Origin of the sequence: Kitasatospora sp. Root107 (genome assembly GCF_001424875.1) — a bacterium.
Classification (GTDB): Bacteria; Actinomycetota; Actinomycetes; order Streptomycetales; family Streptomycetaceae; genus Kitasatospora.
In genome coordinates, this window is record NZ_LMCT01000024.1 from 17841 (window position 1) to 38437 (window position 20597).

The following is a 20597-nucleotide window of genomic DNA, read 5'->3' on the forward strand; positions in this document are numbered from 1 at the left end:
GGCGGTCACTCCAAGGTGGCGGCCGCCGCGACGCGGGCGGCGGAGATGACGGATTCGAAGTAGCCGGGTACGTGCTCGCCGCCGACGACGAGTACCCGGTCCAGGAGAGTGTTGCCGGTCTCGCAGCTGGTCTCCGGCAGGAGGGCACAGGCATGGCAGGCGGCTCGGTTGAGGTTGCCGAAGCCCTGACCGGTGTGTTCGGCGCAGAGCGGGTCGGCGGAGCACCAGGCGGCGGCCTCGATCGTCCGCAGGAGGGTCTCGGCCAGACGGGGAGGCTCCCCTTGCTGGACGAGTCCGCCGAGAGTGCCCTCGGCGTCGCCTGCAGCGGTGTAGACGAGGATCCCGTACTGGTCGTGCTCGGGTCGTGCGTAGACTCGCTCGCGCAGGCTGGCGGTCGTGTATCCCGACTCAAACGCGAGCTGGCGGATGAGGAGATGGGCCAGGGTGTGGAGCAGGATGAACCGGGGCGAGAGTTCGTTGCCGGTCAGGCTCGCCAACCGGTCCTGCTGGAACGACCCGTGCAGGTCGTCGCGCATCCCGGCGACCCGTCGACGCACGTGGTCGTTGCCTTCCCAGCCGTTGAGCTGGACCTTGTCCAGGGTGAGGAAGAGGCCTTCCCCGAACACCTCCACGGCAGGCAGCCACTTGAGTCGCCGCGCGGTGTCGGCCGGTACGAAGGCAGCGTCCGGCGACACACGGCTGAAGCCAGAGAGCGCCCGGACCTCACGCAGCCGGTCGGCGAGCACGATCCGGCCGATCCGGCGGTGCAGCCCGGACCAGGGCTCGGCGTTCTCGTGGGCCAGACCGAGCGTGGTGTCCCGGATCGCGAAGTCCCGGGTGACCGGTGGGGCGGGGGAGGTGAATGCCTCCCACTCCTCGCGGCTGAGATCGGGGCGGGTGGCCGGGGCCGCGACCTGGTCGGCGGGCGTCGGCACACTTCCCGTCTCCTCGGCGAGGAGCGCGTCCAGGAGCGCGTCGTCGGCTCCCGTCTCCTCCTTGATGATGTCGCGGTAGGTGCCGGACCGGGGGCCCTGCGATGCACGGCACAGGGGGATCCACAGGTCGTTGTCGCGTACGCGGGTGGCGAGGCTCTGGTCCGTGGTGGCGGAGGTGTCGGTCTCCGGGATGTCGAGGGCGGAATGCACCACCGGGTAGTAGAGGTTGCCCGCCGTGCGCTGCACGATCTGCACCGGTTGGACGCACGGCACCGCCTCGCCGACCCGCTGCCACGGGTTGCGTCCTGAGCAGCGCATCCCATGGGTCCCCAGGATGTCCAGCAGGTCCTGCGAGGCGCCGTCACATCCCTTCGCCGTGCACTCGACGGACAGTGCCTCCAGTCCGGCCGCCCGCTCGGACACCCGGAACCGCAACTGCTCGCGGGAGGTGCAGGTCTGACGCTCGGTCGGGGTGCGGCGCGAGTGCGCCCAGAACCACCAGTCCACATCCCCGAGGTGCCCTCCCGCGCAGATCTGCACGAAGCGCATGGGAACCAGCTGACGTACCGGTGAGCACGCGGGACAGCGCGGTGGGGTGCCGGCTTTCTCGTTGGCGATGCGCCAGCGCACCATGCGCCGGCACGAGCCGCAGAACAGCCAGGTGGGGAAGCGGATGTACGGCGCCCCGGGTGCGTCCGGTCGGTCGTAGCGGTCGTTCAGCGTGGGTGGGGCCGCGTAGAAGCCGGTCACGCCGAGCCGGGCGGCGAGCCGGGGCGACTCGACGTTCTGGCGCTGTCTGGGCCAGTCGCCGATCCCGGCGGCGACGAACGACTCGCCCTGGACGTCCAGGACCGCGCCGACCCCGAACGGCAGCACTGTCTGTGACTGACGGACCCTCAGACGCCTGCTCACTGGTCGGTTCCCTTCACTGTCACCTGGCACTCCCGGTCGACACTGCGCATGGAGTTCGGGGTCTCCCACAGACCGCCGTACTGTTCGAAGCTCTTCAGCAGATTCGTCTGGCCCTTGCCCTGACTGCTGTAGTACAGCTCTCTGCCGTCCGCCCGTGCCGTGTGCGCCGCCTGTTCCCATTCGGCGAGCAGGCGGGCGAGCTCTTCGCGGATGCCGTCCGCTGCGCGCGGATCGCACGCGGCGGCCCGTGCCACCAGCGCCTCGGTGAGCGTCTCTGTCGCCGGCAACACGTCCAGGATGCGTCCGGCCTGGTTCTCGGCGGAGAGACCGAGCTGATGGCGTACGAGAATCACCAGCGCGGCGTGCAGGGCACGTCGCCGTGAAGGGACGGACCACGGTGTGACGCTGGTCGGCTCGACGTGCCGGTACAGGGAACGGTGGTAGACGTCGAAGGTCTCGTAGTGCGACCGGTCGCGGGGCCGGGTCGCGTTGAAGAAGGCGACGACCAGACCGGGCACTGCGTGTCGCCCGACGCGACTGGTGGCCTGGATGTACTCGGCTGTCGTCTTGGGCTGCCCCTGCATGAGCATCAGCGAGAGTCGCTTCACGTCCACGCCGACCGACAGCATGTTGGTGCACGGTAGGAAGGAAACCGCCTGCGGGTCGTCCCAGGGCTTCTCCAGCCGGTCGAGCAGGACGGGTTGCTCGGCGCGTGGCAGGTTGCTGGTCAGCTCCTGTACCTGATGATCAGTCAGCTTTCGGGTGCCGAAGCCGGCATCGAGTCCGGCGAGCTGAGCAGGGATGTCGTCGGCCGCCGCGGTGACCGTACGACCCAGCTCGCGAAGGCTGTGGTGGTAGGCGACGAGCGTCCAGTACTCGTCCCGGTGCTCGTCAGGAAGCTCCCACGCGCCTTGGAGCATGGCGGCGGCGGTGGTCACGGCTGCCCGGCCGGCGGTGTGCCCCTGGGCCATCACGCCGACGTACCGGCGGCCGGGGCGGGAGGTGTCGGGCTCGGCGAAGTAGGAGTGGCGGGCATCGAGTCCGGCCGGGGGGAAGAGTTGGACCTCGCCCCCGTACAGGGCGCGGACCTGTTCGCCCGAGCGGCGGATGGTCGCGGTGGATGCGACCACCTTGGGACCGATGCCGTCGGCGTCGGTGCACAGGCCGAGCACGGCCGACTCGTACAGTCCCACCGTCGTGCCGAGCGGCCCGGTGAGCAGGTGCAGCTCGTCCTGGATGACCAGCGAGGGCGGCTGACACCGGCTGCCCGCGCCGAAGAGCCGGCCGGCGCGGGACTCCCAGGCAAGGCGCGCGAACTTGTCGACGGTGCCGAGTACGAACGTCGGAGGGTGGTCGTACAGTTGCTGGTCCACCACGGCGATCGGCAGCTCGTCGTGGAAGGTGCACTCGTCTCGGGGGCAGTAGAAGGCGAAGGAGTCGGGGGCGGCCCGCACACCGTAGTCGCCGTTGTCCGGCGACCGGTGGGACGGCAGGATGCGCGTGCCGCACCAGGGGCAGCGGTCCAGGATGAACACGTCCTCCGGGCGGGCGGAGCCGCGCACGTCGTCGAAGGCGCTGCACGCGGCCTCGTACGAGTTCGGCGAGGTGGCCTCACCGACCCACAGCCCGACGGAGAACGGCTCCCGACCGTAGACGTCCGGGGCGGTTCGGCGCAGCGACTCCAGGGCGCACACGGTGGTGGCCGCGCGTTGGAACTGTTGGGTCGTCAGGAGGCTCAGCGTGTACCGGCTCAGCACCGCGGTGCCGCCCCCGTCGGGTTCGCGGCGGCGCAGCACCATCGTGAACGCGGCGAGGAGGAGGTAGGCCTCCGTCTTTCCACCACCGGTGGGAAACCAGATCAGGTCGGTGATCCGCCGGTCGGGGTGCCGGGGGTCGGCGACGCCGTCCAGCGACAGCAGGAAGAACGCCAGCTGGAAGGGGCGCCAGGAGGTCTCCTTCGCCGGCTCCGGATCGAGAGGCACGGAGTCGCGGCGGCTGCGGCGCTCCCCGGCCAGGTCCCTGGCGGAGTGGCGCATCTGGAGGGCCATCGCGCGGTTGGCGGTCCGGAACGCGTGGAGCAGCTCGGGGCGGGACGGATCGCAGAGGGTTCGCACCCCGGCTTCCATCCGGGAGACTGCCGCACCGATGCGGTTCAGGATGCGGTCCGCTGCCTCGCGCCCCCAGCCGGGGAGACTGGTGCGGCACTGTTGCTCGTACCACGAGCGGTAGTCCGCGGTGAACGCGGTGAGTTCGGTCCGCAGGTGCTCTGCGGGCAGCTGGGGGTCCGCGAGATGCAGGACGTTCAGGACCGGTGTCTCCGTCAGACCGGCCGCCCGGGTGGCCGGTACGTCTGCCTCCGGCATCACCGCAGCCCGCAGTCCGGTGATCAGCCCGCTCCCGTCCGACTCCTCGTCGACCGCACAGCCGTGACCGACCGCGTAGGTGCGCACGTGGCGGTACTGGAGGCGGAGCTCCTGCTCCTCCAGGTCCCGACTGGCGAGGCGCACACTCGGGTACTGCAGTACCGAGCCGTCCAGCGGCTTGGCGTGCAGCCCGACCTGGAAGAGCATCCGGTCCCACTGCGCCGCGCGGCCGAGCGCCTGCTCGGTGCGGGCCGTGTTCAGCAGGGCGACGGTCACCAACTGCCCGGAACCGAAGGCGCGCCGGCGCAGCCGGATCTCGGCCCGGCCGTCGAGGACGGTGATCTGGTCGCGGTCCGGCCCGAGCAGGTGCGACTCGTCCGGCAGCGCCACCCGCTGCCAGCGCCGGCCCCGTTCGCCCTGCTGGGTCACGTAGCGGGCGCCGACGCAGCTGACCTCGATGACCGAGGCGTCGGTGTAGAAGCTCAGGCCGAGCGAGGAGGGCAGCCAGGCGTTCGACTCGGGTACCGGATCGGTGGCCGGGTTCGTGTCCGTGCCGGCGGACTCCGCGCCGGGGCCGTCCGTCTCCTCGGCGGAGACGGTCAACTGCCGGTGGAGATCGGCATCCTGAGCGTAGAGCGTGCCCATGAGGTACTGGCGGTCGGGCGGTGCGTCGAGGACCTCGTCCGGCCCGTGGGCAGGGCCGACGAGCTGGCGCCGGAGGTAGTCGACGAGTTCGTCTCTGGGTTCCACGCTGCTGTCCGTTCTCGATTGCCGGAGGGTTTTGGTCAGGTGCGCTGCTACCAGAGGCTGAGCTGGGTGTCGACCACCGCTCGCGCCGTGACCACGGCGCCCACCGCAGGTGCCGGGCCCGGAGGTCTGGGTGAGGGGATCACGGTTGGCAGCGAAGGTGGCGTCACGGGCTGCGGATGGATGACTCGGCGCAGCGAGCGCCGACGGGGGGAGGGCCGCGCGGCCTGCGGCCCGTGCTCCCAGCACAGACCCAGCGACTCGAGGAGGACCCGGCGATGGGTGAGCAGCTCGGCACCGTCGATGCCACCGACCCGGCGCTGCTGCTCGATCCACTCACCGAGCCGGACCGTTGCTTCCACGTGATCGGGTGGCGGGAGGCATGCGCCCTCGCGTCGGCGGAATGCCTGCAGCGCACCCAGGCCGGCGCTCCAGTCCTTGGCTGCGAGGTCCTTCGAGATGGCGTGCACCGGGTTGGAACCGGCGGCATCGAGCCGCCGGTCTGTCAGCATCGTCCGGAGCGTTCGGTACGGATCGCCGGTCGGGTCCGCGAATGCGATCTGCAGTAAGGGCTTGAGCCGCAGCTCCAGTTGGCGGACCCGCTCCCGGGTGACCTCGAAGTCCTTCCCGATCTCGTCCAACGTGGCGGGGTCCTGGCCGTCCAGGCCGTAGCGCCTGGTCATGATGTGGGCGTAGCGCTCGGGCAGTGCGGCGACGGCCTCGCGCATCTCTCCGTTGCTCAGCGCGTCGATGACCGTGTGTTCAACGCTCGGAATCGCGGTACGGGCCTCGATGAGATCACCGAGGTGCACGCCGTCGCCGACGATCCGGTCCAGTGAGTCCGTGCGGCGGCTGAGCCGCCGGATCTGCTCCACCTTCGCGATGCTGAGATCGCAGGCCACCGCCACGTCGGCGGCTCGTACCGAGAGCCCACTGGAGAGACGAGTACGCTCCGTGCGAGCTACCTTCTGCATCAACTCGTGCATATGTACGGGGATGCGGATGATGCTGCCCTCGTCGGCGACACCTCGGCTGATCATCTGGCGGACCCACTGGGTGGCATAGGTGGAGAACTTGTAGCCCATGAGTGGGTCGAATTTCCGTGCTGCGCGTAGCAGACCGAGCATCCCGTGCTGGACGACGTCCTCGTAGTCGAGGCCCTGGTCAGGGAACTGTCGTGCCATCGAATGGACGAGGCCCTGGTTGTGCGTGATCAGGCAGTCGCGTGCCCGTCGGCGCTCGTCCGTCGGCCGGAGCTCGGCCAACTCCGCGTCCGTCGGTTCCCGGTCGGCCTGCTTCGTTCCGCCACGCAGCAGCACGCTCAGCCCGATCTCCTCCGCTGCGGTGAGGATGCGCTTCGCCGGGCGACGGGTGAACTGGTCGTCCGTGAGCACGGCCCGAGCGGCGTCCACGGCGGCCCGGAGGTTACCGGGTGCGAGCGGTACGGTCGCGGCCGGCGCCACTGCCGGCATCTCACGCGTGGGCCGAGACAAGGCAGGCCCCCCGGACGGCCGGGTGGCAGGCCCTCCGGCTTGCAGCTCGGCGGCCTCCTGTGCGGAGAGCCCAGCCAACCTGGCGACGCCTTCAACTGCCCGGGCGGACGCCTGCCCTTGGCCGTCGGCATAGCGGCCGAGCAGGCGGCGCGCGGTGTCGAGGCGGGACGACGAAGCCTGCTCCCGGGCGGGTGCGGGAGGACTGACGGGCCTGGGCGGCTCACTGATCCGGAGGTTCATTCCGGTGAGCGCGGTAGCCAGACGGGCGCGCTCTTCCTGGCTCAGGCCGAGCTTCTCGGTCTCGTCGCGGAAGACCTGGTACGGCACGGCCCCGCCCACCTGCTTCGCCTGAAGATCGACGTACAGCCGGCCGAGGGCAGCCTTCAGGCTCGGGACCTGGCGATCCATTCTTCTGCCTCTCGCACGGCGGCGGCCCAGGCCGGCGGCCCGGTAGGTCAAGTGCATCCAGGGACATTGTCCTCAAGGAGTACACGGGAACCCTACTCATTATCCGTTGACGGCGTCAACGGATTGAACTCCTGGTGTGCGCACCCCATGCTCGTGTACGGTTCGTCGTGTCGCCGTCCCGCCGTGAGTGCTCTCCGGCCGCCGCGGGTGTGCGGCGAGCGGTGCGGCGTGGATCCGGTGGGCATACGTACGGAGGAGCGGCAGTGGACGTGGAGTTGATCGGCGGCCGGTTTCGCCTGGTAGGGGTGATCGGCTCCGGCAACATGGGGGAAGTGCACAGAGCCGAGGACCTTCGGTTCACCGAGGGAGCCCCGGAACGTGTGGTCGCCGTCAAGACGATCCTTCGCCGCCGTTCCGGTGTCGCCGTCGACACGCGTGGCGACCTGAAGGCTGTCGAGCGTTTCGCCCGGGAAGTGCGCATCATGCGCCGCCTGGACCACCCGCACCTGTCCCGCCTGATCGATGGCGGTGTGGACGACTCCCACGGTGGCCTGCCCTATCTTGCGATGGAGCTCCTGGACGGTGAGGTCCTCCGGGACCTCATCGAGGAGGAGCGCCGGCTGCCGGTCGCCTGGGTGGCCGCGATCGGTGCCCAGATCGCCGACGGGCTGTCCGCCGCCCACGCGGCCGGCGTCGTCCACCGGGATCTGAAGCCCGCCAACGTCATGCTGACCAGGGGCGGTGTCGTCAAGGTCCTGGACTTCGGCATGGGCCGTATCGTCGACGACCCCGAGGACGCCCGGCTGACCAGCACGGGCGTCGCCGTCGGCACCGCCCGCTACATGGCCCCCGAGCAGTTCAAGGCCGAGCAGGTCACCCAGGCCGCCGACCTCTACGCCCTGGGCTGCCTGCTCTTCGAGATGCTCACCGGTGTCGCGCCGTTCGTCGGCGAGGCTGCGTACGAGCTGATGCGCAAGCACATCGAGGATGCGCCGACCCCGGTACGGCTGATCCGGCAGGACGTCCCCACCGAGCTGGCGCGACTTGTCGAGCGCCTGCTCGCCAAGCAGCCGGTCGACCGTCCTGCCGATGCTATCGATGTCCGTGACGCTCTCCTGCCGCTGGTCGGTTCGGAAGGCGAAATCTCGCAGCTGCTCTCCTGGAGTGCGTTCGACCCCGTCCGCGTGCTGCGCACCGCCCAGTCCGCCGGACCTGTCGGTCCCGTCGGGTCGCCCGCCCGCGACGAAGGCAGCAGGCCTGCCGTCACCGGCGGAATGGACGTGTTCGGTGTCCACCGCAAGCTCATCGAGGATTATCGCTCCTTCACCGAAGGGGGGACGGTCATTCGCGACGATCGGATCGCCGAGTTCGTCGAGGAGGACCTGAACGCCAAGTCGCAGTGGCCTGACCCGTGGCTCTCGCTGAACCCGTTCTTCGCCGGTGGAGGCACCGTCCTGGAGCTCGCCGGCCAGGGAGTGCTGCACGAGGAATGCGCGCGGATCTTCCAGGCACGGAAGACCGAGGGCGGTACGGTCTGCGATGGCCGCCCGTTGACGCTGCATCAGCACCAGCGTGAAGCAGTGGATGCGGCCCAGGCCGGGGCCTCGTACGTGCTGACCACCGGCACCGGCTCCGGCAAGTCGCTCGGGTACATCGTGCCGATCGTCGACAAGGTCCTGAAGGACCGTCAGGTCGAGGGGCGGGGCGTCGCCAAGCGGGTGCGGGCGATCATCGTCTATCCGATGAACGCCCTCGCCAACAGTCAGCTCAAGGAACTGGAGAAGTATCTGCGGGACGGCTACGGCGAGGGCCGCGAGCCTGTCACCTTCGCTCGCTACACCGGGCAGGAGGACGATGCCCGCCGCAAGGAGATTCGGGACAATCCGCCGGACATCCTGCTGACCAACTACGTGATGCTGGAGCTGATGCTCACGCGGCCCGACGACCGCAAGAGCCTGGTCGCGATGGCCAAGGGCCTGGAGTTTCTGGTCTTCGATGAGCTGCACACCTACCGCGGGCGTCAGGGTGCTGATGTCGCGCTGCTCATCCGCCGCGTCCGCGAGGCCTGCCAGGCCGACCGGCTGCAGTGTGTGGGCACCTCCGCGACCATGTCTACCGAAGGCACGTCGGAGGATCAGAAGAAGGTCGTCGCGCATGTCGCTTCCACCCTCTTCGGTATCAGGGTCGATCCGGCGCACGTCATCGGCGAGACCCTGGTCCGGGCCACCGGTGAGGCTCCGGAGACGGTCGCCCCCGAGCGGCTGACGGCCCCGGCGGCTCCGCGCGCGTACACCGAGCTCACCGGCGACCCGCTCGCACGTTGGGTCGAGACCCGCTTCGGTCTGGCCACCGACGAGGCCACCGGTCGGCTGGTCCGTCAGCGGCCCGCCAAGATCGAGGAAGCCGCCGCCGACCTGGCCGAGCAGAGCGGAGTCCCCGCCGAGCAATGTGCAGCCGCGATCCGGGCCACCTTGGAGGCCGGCTCGCGGGCTCTTCATCCCGTCACCGAGCGGCCGTTGTTCGCGTTTCGGCTGCATCAGTTCCTCTCCAAGGGCGACACCGTGTACGTCACCCTGGAGGACAAGGCCTCCCGGCACCGTACTCGGGCCTACCAGCTCGAACAGCCCGGATCCGGTGGCAAGTTGCTGATGCCGCTCGCGTTCTGCCGTGAGTGCGGGCAGGAGTATCTGACGGTATGGCGGACGGAGAAGGACGGCGAGGTCCGCTACGAGGCGCGCCGTGACACCGCGGCCACCGGCGGTCGCCAGGGCGATGGCTACCTCTACGTGGATCATGACCGTCCCTGGCCGTTCAGCCCCGAGGTGGCGATCGCGGACCGTCGACTTCCGGAGTCCTGGCTGGAGATCGACGACAAGGGGCAAGAGGTCGTCAGGAAGTCGCACCGTGACCGGGTGCCGCGTGCCGTCACGGTCGACCCGTACGGGACCGAGGGCTATGGCGAGTTGCAGGCGGCCTTCATCCCGTCCCCGTTCCTGTTCTGCCTGCACTGTGGCGTCGCCTACGAGCAGACGCGCGGCAAGGACTTCGCCAAGCTGGCGACCCTTGATCAGGAGGGCCGGTCATCGGCGACCTCGCTGATCTCGGCTTCGGTGGTCCGTTCGCTGAAGTCGGTGCCCGAGGAGGTCTTGGAGAAGGAGGCGCGCAAGCTCCTCACGTTTGTCGACAACCGTCAGGACGCCTCTCTCCAGGCCGGTCACTTCAATGACTTCGTGCAGATCACCCAGCTGCGCGGAGCCCTCTTCAGGGCGGCCTCCGAAGCTGGCGAGGACGGTGTCAACCACGAGCAGCTGGCCTCCGCGGTCGCGAACGCGCTCGCGTTGGATCCGACCGAGTACGCCGGCGATGCGGTGGACCTGCCGCCGGCGCTGGCCCGGAACGCGGCCAAGACACTGCGCGACGTGATTGCCTTCCGGCTCTATCTCGACCTGGAGCGGGGCTGGCGCATCACGATGCCCAACCTGGAGCAGACGGGCCTGCTGGAGATCGACTACGCGGACCTCGTCTGGGTGGCGGAGCGTCAGGAGCGTTGGGACCGCACCCACCAGGCGCTGCGCGACGCCGACCCGGCGCTGCGCGCCGAGATCATGAAGGCGCTCCTCGACGAGATGCGCCGCTCTCTTGCCATCGATGTCCAGTACTTCCGCGACGACTTCGACTCGTTGCAACGGGCCAGTGAGGAACGCCTCATCGACCCGTGGGTGCTGACGAAGACCGACAGCCCCAAGGTCGGCACCGCATACCCTCAGCCGTCGCGCCCCGGTCTTGACCGGTCCGGCCTGTTCCTGTCCGCTGCGGGCAAGTTCGGCAAGTACCTGCGGCGTACCGACCGGGTGTTCCAGGAGCTGGACAAGACAGATCTGCAGCTGGTCATCGAGGAGCTCCTGAAGGTGCTCAGCAAGGCGGGCCTGGTCAAGGAGGTCTCGGCGGCGCCGCAGCGCTCCGGCCGCTTCCGCGGTCCCTCCGGGCCGGCCGTCACCGGCTACCGGGTGGCTGCCCAGTCCCTGATCTGGCGTGCGGGCAAGGGCGAGCGCGGTGCCCACGACCCGCTCACCCGCACCTACGCCAGCGGCGACGGTCCCCGTGTGAACACCTTCTTCCGTGACCTCTATCAGAACGCGGCCGGAGCGCTCGCTGGGTTGTTCGCCCGCGAGCACACCGCCCAGGTGGATCCGAAGGAGCGGGAGAAGCGTGAAGAGGCCTTCCGCAAGGCCGAGTTGAAGCTGCTGTACTGCTCGCCGACGATGGAGCTCGGCGTCGACATCTCCTCGCTCAACGCCGTCATGATGCGCAACGTCCCGCCGACGCCCGCCAACTACGCGCAGCGCTCCGGCCGAGCGGGCCGCAGCGGCCAGCCCGCTCTCGTCACCACGTACTGCGCCACCGGCAACAGTCATGACCAGTACTACTTCCGCCGCTCCGAGCGGATGGTCGCAGGAGCGGTCGCCCCGCCCCGTCTCGACCTCGCCAACGAGGACCTGGTCCTCTCCCACCTCCAGGGCATCTGGCTGGCCGAGGCCGGGCTCAAGCTCGGCCGGGCGGTCACCGAGGTCCTCGACGTCTCGTATCCGGCGACCGGCGACCGCCCCAAGCCGGCCCTGGAGCTGCACCCCGGCATCCATGCCGCCTCGTGGGACGCCGATGCGCAGACCCGGACGATCGCAGCCGCCTACCAGGTCCTCGGTCCGCTGCTGTCCGACTTCGCCGGCACCACCTGGTGGGACGAGCGGTGGATCGAGGACCGGGTGCGGACCGCCCCCGTGCGGTTCAACGAAGCCTTCGACCGCTGGCGCGACCTCTTCCGCGCGGCTCTCGACGACCAGTACGTCCAGAACAAGCGCGTCCTGGACCACAGCCTCACCGACGGCGACCACAAGCGTGCGGTGGGCCGCCGCCGGGAGGCCGAGACCCAGCTCAATCTGCTCAAGAACGAGAGTGTGGAGAACAGGTCCGTCCTCTCCGACTTCAACCCGTACCGCTACCTCGCCTCCGAGGGCTTCCTGCCCGGCTACTCCTTCCCCCGGCTGCCGCTCGCCGCCTACATCCCGACGACCGGCCGTCGCCAGGGCGAGGGCGACTACCTGCAGCGCCCTCGCTTCCTCGCTATCCGCGAGTTCGGCCCGGGCGCGCTGATCTACCACGAGGGCGCCCGCTATCAGGTCACACGCATCCAGCTGCCGCCGGACACCGCCGGTGATGTGACGACCAGTGAGGCCCGCCGCTGCGATCACTGCGGGTACCACCACGACCCGCGTGAGCGGGCCGACCGCTGTGAGATGTGCGGCGAACGGCTCGGTTCGGCCACCTACGGCCTGCTCCAGCTGCACACCGTCTACACCCAGCGCCGAGAGCGGATCTCCTCCGACGAGGAGGAGCGGCGCAGGGCCGGCTTCAAGCTGGAGACCTCGTACGCCTTCCAGGACCACGGCACTCGCAAGGGCCGCCAGGATGCCAGGCTCTCCGACGACTCCGGTCCGCTCGCACTGCTGGCGTACGGTGACTCGGCGACTGTCCGGATCACCAACGTCGGCCGACTGCGGGCGAAGAAGGACGACCCGGCCGGCTACTGGCTCGACGTCGCCGACGGCCGCTGGATGAACGACCGCGATGCCTCCGATGCCTCCGGCGACTCCGGCGAGCTGCCCGTGGTCGACTCCGACGGTAACGAGAAGCGTCGCAAGAAGCGCGTCATCCCCTACGTGCAGGACAGTCGCAACATCCTCGTCGTCACCCTCGATGAGCCGCTGCCCGAACCGATCGCCCTCTCACTGATGTACGCCCTGGAACGCGGTGTCGAGGCCGCGTTCGAACTGGAGGACTCCGAGCTCAGCAGCGAGCTCCTCCCGCCGAACGACGGCCCGCGCAACCGCATCCTCTTCACGGAGGCGGCCGAAGGCGGGGCGGGTGTGCTCCGCCGCCTCCAGTCCGAGCCGGACGCGCTCGCCAAGGCCGCCCGCCAGGCACTGGCGATCTGTCATTTCGACGAGCACGGCGTCGACCTGGGCGGGCCGCACCCGGACCGCCAGTGCGAGCGGGGCTGCTACGAGTGCCTGCTGACGTACGGCAACCAGCTCAACCACGCGCTGATCGACCGTCGCACCATCCGCGCCCTGCTGCTCCGGCTCACGTCGGCGGAGGCGGTGCGGGATGCGCGCGGCGAGTCCCGCACCGAGCAGTTCCGGCGGCTGCTCGCCGGGCAGCCGCCGGAGCCCACGCAGGCCGGACCGGCCAGGTCGGCTGATCAGGAGGAGCCCTCGCGGGAGCATGACCTGCTGACCTGGCTCAAGGACCGTGGCCTCCGGCTCCCCGACGAGACGCGGACCTTGGTCACCGAGGCGAACGCCATGCCCGACTTCGTGTACCGCATGCCCGGCGTGAAGCTTGCCGTCTTCGTCGACGACGCCGACAACGAGGTTTCCGCCCTGCGGGACGAGGACGCCGAGGAGCGCTTGCTCGATGCCACCTGGGACGTGATCCGCTTCCCGTACGGTGGCGACTGGGATGCAGTCGTGGCCGGCCACTCCCGGTACTTCGGCACCGCTCACCCGACCAGCTGACCGACGGAACCGACGAACCACTCGACGAGGACCCACCTGATGACACTCACCTACTCCGCCGGTTCCCTGGTCACCGCTCGCGGCCGTGAATGGGTCGTACTGCCCGAGAGCGCCGCGGACATGCTTGTGCTGCGTCCCCTCGGCGGTTCCGATGACGACATCGCTGCAGTCTTCCCCGCCTTCGAGGAGGTCAAGGGCGCCGAGTTCGCGCCTCCCTCGCCGACCGATCTGGGCGACCAGCGCGCCGCGGGTCTGCTCCGCTCGGCCCTGCGGATCGGGTTCCGTTCCGGTGCCGGTCCGTTCCGCTCCCTGGCCGGAATCGCGGTCGAGCCGCGCGCCTACCAGTTCGTGCCGTTGATGATGGCGCTGCGCCAGAAGATCGTCCGGCTGCTGATCTCCGACGACGTCGGCATCGGCAAGACCATCGAGGCCGGCCTGATTGCGAGCGAACTCCTCGCCCAGGGCGAGGCGACCGGCCTTGCGGTGCTCTGCTCGCCCGCGCTCGCCGAGCAGTGGCAGGAGGAGTTGCGCACCAAGTTCGGCCTCGACGCCGAACTCGTCCTCTCCTCCACCGTCTCGCGTCTGGAGCGCGGCCTCGACCTCGGCCAGTCGATCTTCGACAAGTACCCGAACGTCATCGTCTCCACCGACTTCATCAAGTCCCCGCGCCACCGTGACGACTTCGTCCGTCACTGCCCCGACCTGGTCATCGTCGACGAGGCGCACACCTGTGTCGCGGCCGACGACACCAGTACGTCCTCGCAGAGCCAGCTGCGGTACGAGCTGCTGCGCCGCGTTGCCAAGGACGCGGACCGGCACCTGCTGCTGGTGACCGCGACCCCGCACAGCGGCAAGGAGTCCGCCTTCCGCAACCTCCTCGGCCTGGTCAAGCCCGAGCTGGCCACCGTCAACCTCGACGCGGAGAGCGGCCGGAAGCTGCTCGCCCAGCATTTCGTACAGCGCAAGCGGGCCGACGTGCGGCAGTACCTCACCAAGGAGGACGGTCTCAGCGACGACAGCCTCACGGAGAAGACCGCGTTCCCCTCGGACCGCTACTTCAAGGACGAGACCTACAAGCTCTCCCCGGCCTACCGCGCGCTGCTCGACGACGCCATCGCCTACGCGAGCGACCGCGTCGAGGCCGCGGGCACCCAGGGCAAGCGCGAGGCCAGGATCGCCTGGTGGTCCGCGATCGCCCTGCTGCGCTCCTTGGTCTCCTCACCGCGGGCCGCCGCCCAGACGCTGACGACCCGTTCGGCCGCTGCGGTCGCCGCGAGCGCGGAGGAGGCCGACCGGCTCGGCGCGCCGCTCAACAGCGACGCGGCCGACAGCGACACCCTGGAGGGCATGGACGTGGTCCCCGGAGCGGAGACGGACGGCGCGGGTGCTCGGCTGGCCGCACTCGCCGAGCGTGCCACAGCGCTTGAGGGACCGGCAGGTGACCTCAAGCTAAAGGACCTCACCAAGCACCTCAAGGGACTCCTCGCCGACGGATACAGTCCGATCGTCTTCTGCCGCTACATCCCGACCGCGGAGTACATCGCCGAGCAGCTGGAGGGCAAGCTCGGTGCCAAGACGAAGATCGCCGCCGTCACCGGCACCATCTCCCCGCAGCAGCGGATCGAGCGAATCGAGAGGCTCGCAGAGGAGGCCGGGGTCGACCAGGCCGCTCGCCGGGTCCTGATCGCCACCGATTGCCTGTCGGAGGGCGTCAACCTCCAGCACCATTTCGATGCCGTCGTCCACTACGACCTCGCTTGGAACCCGACCCGCCATGACCAGCGCGAGGGCCGGGTCGACCGCTACGGTCAGAAGAAGGACGAAGTCCGGGTCATCACCCTGTACGGCGCGGACAACGGCATCGACGGCAAGGTCCTCGAAGTCCTGATCAAGAAGCACCGTCAGATTCGCAAGGACCTCGGGGTCTCGGTCTCGATCCCTGACGAGATGTCAGCAGGTGTGACGGACGCAATCGTCGAGTGGCTCCTGATGCGGGGGAGGGAAAGCCAGCAGGAGGGCCTGTTCGCGGTCGACGACATCGTCGACGCCAAGGCCGCCCAGCTGGAGAACGACTGGAACTCCGCAGCTGAACGCGAGAAGGAGTCCCGCTCCCGGTTCGCCCAGCGATCCGTCCATCCGCAGGAGGTGGCACGCGAAGTCGGCGCCATCCGGGACGCCTTGGGCAGCGCCGGCGAGATCCGCACTTTCGTACGGGACTCACTGAACGCGCTCGGCGGGGTGCTGCGCGACTCCTCGGACGGTGACTTCACCGCAGAGGTGAGCGGCACCCCAGCCGGCCTGCGCGACGCTCTCGCACCGGTCGTCGGCGGTGACGCCGTCGAGATCGGCAAGCCGATCTCGTTCCGCACCGACCCGGCGGTGGCACGCGGCGAAGCCGCCCTGGTCCGCACCGACCCGGTCGTCGGTGCGCTGGCCGGACACGTCCTCGACGCGGCGCTCGACCTTCAGGCGGACGGCAACCGCCCGGCCCGCCGTTGTGGTGTCATCACCACCGACGCCGTCCAGGTCCGGACGACGCTGCTGCTGGTGCGCTACCGCTTCCATCTGACGCTCCCCTCCCGTACCGGGGACAAGCAGCTCGTCGCCGAGGACGCCCGACTGCTGGCCTTCCAGGGGGCCCCGAAGAACGCCGTCTGGCTGCCCCAGGAGGAGGCGATCGGTCTGCTCGACGCCGAGGCCTCCAGCAACACCGATTCGCACTTCGGCGAGCGCACGATGACCCGCATCCTCGGTCAACTCAGCGATGTGGTAGGTCACTTGGAGGAGTTCGGTGATCAGCTTGCGGTTGATCTCGACGAATCCCACCGGCGGGTCCGCTCTGCTTCCGGCGAGATCGTCCGAGGCCTGCGCGTGAGTGCACAGAAGCCGGCCGACGTCCTCGGCGCCTACGTCTATCTGCCCGCGACCACGCCGACCGGAGAAGCCGCCTGATGTCCGCCACCACCCGCAACCAGGTCTTCTCCGCCGTCCACACCGTCGGTGCCCTGCTACCGGTCGACATACTGCTGCGGATCTCCGAGGGCAAGGACGTCTCCGGCTCCAAGCCCGCCGACTACGGCGTCATCGGTTCCCGCTCGGTGCGCGACGACGCCGAACGCCACTGGGACTACCTCAAGGCCATCTGGCGTGAGCTGCGCGTCCGTCTCCCCGAGAACGAGGAGACGGGCGCCCCGGCCGCCGACCCGACCGGCCTCGCCGGTGCCCAGTGGCTGGAGCCGCTCTTCGCCGAGCTGGGGTTCGGCCGCCTCACTGCCGTCGGCGCGGCCGGCCTCCCGGCCGACAGCGACCCCGGGAAGCTCTTCCCGATCAGCCACCGCTGGCAGAACGCGCTCGTCCATCTGACGGCCTGGAACGCCGACCTCGACAAGCGCCCGGGCGGTGCCGGCACCGTGCCGCCGCAGTCGATGGTCCAGGAGTGCCTGAACCGTGCCGAGGCCCACCTGTGGGCGGTTCTGACGAATGGTCGGCAGCTCCGGTTGCTCCGGGACTCCAGTGCGCTGGCCACGGCCTCGTACGTGGAATTCGACCTTGAGGCCATCTTCGACGGCGAGCTGTTCAGCGAGTTCGTGCTGCTGTACCGGCTGCTGCACGTCTCCCGCTTCGAAGTGGGGGAGGGTGCGGCGCCGTCCGGGTGCTGGCTGGAGAAGTGGCGCACCGAGGCCATCGTGTCGGGGACGCGAGCTCTGGACCACCACCGTGACGGTGTCCAGCGGGCCATCACGACCCTTGGAACCGGCTTCCTCAAGCATCGGGACAACGCGGCCCTGCGCAAGGATCTCGATGTCAAGGCTCTCCACGCTGCGCTGCTGCGCCTCGCCTACCGGTTGATTTTCCTGTTCGTGGCCGAGGACAGGGATGCTCTGCACCCGCCCACGGCCGCTGAGGAAGCCCGGCGACGCTATGCCACCTACTTCTCCTCCGGCCGGTTGCGACGTCAGGCCGGCCGCCGCCGCGGTACGGCGCACGCCGACCTCTACCAGTCCCTGAAACTTGTGCTCGATGCCCTCGGTGACGAGAACGGGCGTCCGGAGCTCGGCTTGCCGGGCTTGGGTGGCCTGTTTGACGACACTGACGCGGACAGCCCGCTCCGGGGCCTGTCGCTCTCCAACACGTACCTGCTGGAGGCAGTGCGTCACCTCTCGCGCGTACGGGACACGAACTCCGCCCGCTGGCGCCCGGTCGACTACCGCAACATGGGCTCCGAGGAGCTCGGTTCCATCTACGAGTCGCTGCTGGAGCTCGTCCCCAAGCACAGCGCCACCGAGAGCACCTTCGAGCTGGTCAACCGGCTGGGCAACGACCGCAAGAAGACCGGCTCGTACTACACCCCCCGCTCGCTCATCGAGACCCTGCTCGACTCAACACTCGACCCGGTCATCGACGACGCACAGAAGCGCGGCGAGCAACGGGCCGCAGCGGCCGGACAGTCGGATGCCTCCGAGGTGATCGTCGGCGAGTTGCTGTCCCTGACGGTCTGTGACCCGGCCTGCGGCTCCGGCCACTTCCTCGTCTCAGCCGCCCGCCGGATCGCCAAGCGGGTCGCGGCTGTGCGGGAGAGCAATCCAGAGCCGACGCCGGTCGCGGTCCGGCACGCTCTGCACGAGGTCATCGCGCGGTGCATCTACGGTGTGGACCTCAACCCCATGGCTGTCGAACTTGCAAAGGTCTCACTGTGGTTGGAGGCCCTGGAGCCGGGCAAGCCGCTGGGCTTCCTCGACGCGCACGTCAAGCTCGGCAACGGGCTGATCGGGGCGACGCCCGCTCTGATGCGGGATGGCATTCCGAGCAAGGCGTTCAAGGCGGTGGAGGGGGACGACCCCAAGTACGCCACGTTCCTAGAGAAGCAGAACACCGAGGAGCGCAAGGGGCAGGGCGGGCTCTTCGACCTGGCGGTCGAGACGAAGGTGGCAAACACGGTTTTCGCGTCCGACCTGCGCCGGATTACGGATGCCCGGGCTGACACGCTATCGGATGTCCATCGTCAGGCGTCTGCGTATCGCGATTGGGAGACCTCGTCGGCGTACGTGCAGGCGCTGCACGTGGCGGACGCCTGGTGCGCCGCGTTCATGTGGCACAAGACAAAGGATGCGCCGCCTGCCATCACTCACGACCTGTTCCGCGCTCTTGAGGACCCGCAGGCGACCGCTGCCTCAACGGCGACTCACGACGAGATCGTGCGGCTTAGTGCTGAGTACCGCTTCTTCCACTGGCACCTGGAGTTCCCCGAGGTCTTCAGCGTTCCGGAAGATGGCAACGGTACTGGAGATGACGTGGACCGGGTGACTGGCTGGGCAGGCGGCTTCTCCTGTGTAGTCGGCAACCCCCCATGGGACAAGGTCGACTTCGAGGACAAAAAGTACTTCAGCGTTGTGGAGCCGTCGATCGCCGCGATCGCCGGCACGGCGCGACGCAATCGCATCTCCGAGTGGGAGACGGAGGACCCCGAGGCTGGTGAGCACTACCGCGCCGAGCGGAGAAAGGTGAAGTCCACTTTCCTCTTCGCGGGCGGGTCCGGCGCATTTCCGCTGTGTGGTAAAGGCCTCACGGTCAAGGGCGTCAATTCGCTCCAGACCGACCAGCTCTTTGTCGAGCGTTTCGCCTCCATTGCGGCGTCTGAGGGCCGGCTCGGATGCATCGTCCCCACCGCCATTGCGACCGGCGCGGGTGCGCAACATCTCTTCAGCGACTTCACCAGGCGCGGTGTTATCACCTCCCTGTACGACTTTGAGAATCGCAAGCCGCTCTTCGTTGGGGTGCACTCTAGCTATAAGTTCTGCCTCTTCTCCTTGACCGGTCGGAGTCTGCATGAACCCGTAGCGAAGTTTGCCTTCTTCCTCGAAGACACTATCGACCTTGACGATACCGATCGCGTTTTTTCGCTGAGCCCTGACGAGATTGTCTTCATCAACCCAAATAGCGGTACGCTGCCGATCTTCCGAACCCGCCGCGACGCCGACCTCACGGCGGCGATCTATCGCCATATCCCGGTCCTGTGGAACGAGAGTGAGAAAAACGGTAACCCCTGGGGCGCAAGCTTCAAGCGCCTCTTCGACATGACCGACGACTCCGACCTCTTCCGTACGCGGGAGGAGTTGGAGGCTGAGGGCTGGGAGCTCTACGGTAACGTCTTCGCTCGGGATGAGGAGCGGATGCTTCCACTGTACGAGGGCAAGATGGCCCATCACTTCGACCATCGTTGGAATTCCTATCACGGCACAGGCAATGAGGAGCGCCGCCGGCTAGGTCTTGCTGAGAAGCAGGACGCTGAGGCAGCTGCCGACCCCCGTTACTGGATCGCGGAGGACGGATGGATTCCGACAGTGAGGAATGGCAAAGCGGTCAAGGTCCCTGGCATCACGCTACGCCTGAGGGACGTGGGTTGGGACAGGGGATGGCTCTGCGGCTGGCGGGATGTGTGTCGCACCACGGATGAGCGCACGGCCATCCCGGCGCTCCTCCCACGCGCAGCAGTTGGGCATACCTATCCCCTCATGCTCCCCCGCGTCTCTCCGGCTCTCGCCGTGGCTCTCGTCGCGGCCCAGAGCTCGCTGGTCTTCGACTTCGTGAGCCGGCAGAAGATCAGCGATGCCCATATGAAGCTCTTCATCTGGAAGCAGCTCCCCGTCCCCACACCCGAAGCCCTCACCCCACACGCGCCGTTCATCACTTCGCGCGTCCTCGAACTCGTCTACACCGCTCACGACATGACCCCCCTCGCCCGCGACCTCGGCGACACGGGCGCTCCCTTCCGCTGGGACGAGACCCGCCGCGCCCAGATCCGCGCCGAGCTGGACGCGTACTTCTTCCACCTCTACGGCATTAGCCGCGACGATGCCGATTACATCCTGGAAACCTTCCAATCCGACTCGGGCGGTGGTCTCAAGAACAACGAGATCGCCAAGTACGGCACCTACCGAACGAAGAACTTGGTCCTCGCCGCCTACGACCGTATGGCCACTGCCGGGGTCACCCTCGCCGTCTCGCTCATGGATGGCGAGAACTTCGACTCCGCCCTCACCCCACCCCCGGGCCAGGGACCCCGCCACGAGGCCAAGCCTGCCGCTGGGAGCGACAGCTGACCGCTATACCCATGTCAAATGGATGGGGGCCCACCGAGGTGAGGTGCCGTCAGTTCGGGGCGCT

Annotated in this window: 6 protein-coding genes; 3 read left to right on the plus strand and 3 right to left on the minus strand. The window is 68.7% G+C overall.

Translation table 11 applies throughout. The features are described 5' to 3' along the window. Positions 1 to 5: 5 nt before the first annotated feature. Genes drmB through ASC99_RS21510 form a run of 3 tightly spaced genes read right to left on the minus strand, consistent with a single transcriptional unit; the run spans position 6 to position 6909 of the window. Positions 6 to 1847: a DUF1998 domain-containing protein gene (gene drmB, locus ASC99_RS21500; protein ID WP_057234541.1), complete on the minus strand. Its 1842-nt coding sequence runs from the start codon at positions 1845 to 1847 to the stop codon at positions 6 to 8. Beyond that, positions 1844 to 4960, minus strand: a complete 3117-nt coding sequence (locus ASC99_RS21505) for a helicase-related protein (RefSeq protein WP_057234543.1) — start codon at positions 4958 to 4960, stop codon at positions 1844 to 1846. The genes drmB and ASC99_RS21505 overlap by 4 nt, the downstream gene beginning before the upstream one ends. Positions 4961 to 5007: 47 nt before the next feature. Further along, on the minus strand, positions 5008 to 6909 hold the full coding sequence (locus ASC99_RS21510) for a sigma-70 family RNA polymerase sigma factor (RefSeq protein WP_162257906.1): 1902 nt from the start codon (positions 6907 to 6909) through the stop codon (positions 5008 to 5010). Between the two features lie 272 nt (positions 6910 to 7181). Here ASC99_RS21510 and ASC99_RS21515 point away from each other — a divergent pair, with 272 nt between their 5' ends. The 3 genes from ASC99_RS21515 to ASC99_RS21525 are packed head-to-tail and all read left to right on the plus strand — an operon-like array spanning position 7182 to position 20533. Further along, entirely contained in the window at positions 7182 to 13433 is a 6252-nt protein-coding gene (locus ASC99_RS21515; protein WP_369825141.1) for a protein kinase, read from the plus strand. 39 nt (positions 13434 to 13472) lie between these two features. Next, positions 13473 to 16385: a DEAD/DEAH box helicase gene (locus ASC99_RS21520; RefSeq protein ID WP_057234549.1), complete on the plus strand. Its 2913-nt coding sequence runs from the start codon at positions 13473 to 13475 to the stop codon at positions 16383 to 16385. Continuing rightward, on the plus strand, positions 16385 to 20533 hold the full coding sequence (locus ASC99_RS21525; protein WP_057234551.1) for a DNA methyltransferase: 4149 nt from the start codon (positions 16385 to 16387) through the stop codon (positions 20531 to 20533). The genes ASC99_RS21520 and ASC99_RS21525 overlap by 1 nt, the downstream gene beginning before the upstream one ends. The last annotated feature ends 64 nt before the right edge of the window (positions 20534 to 20597 follow it).

Bases quoted from the DNA above. Each gene is read 5' to 3' on its own strand.
- ASC99_RS21520 (WP_057234549.1), top strand. From the start codon at position 13,473: ATGACACTCACCTACTCCGCCGGTTCCCTGGTCACCGCTCGCGGCCGT.
- ASC99_RS21515 (WP_369825141.1), top strand. From the start codon at position 7,182: ATGGGGGAAGTGCACAGAGCCGAGGACCTTCGGTTCACCGAGGGAGCC.
- ASC99_RS21525 (WP_057234551.1), top strand. From the start codon at position 16,385: ATGTCCGCCACCACCCGCAACCAGGTCTTCTCCGCCGTCCACACCGTC.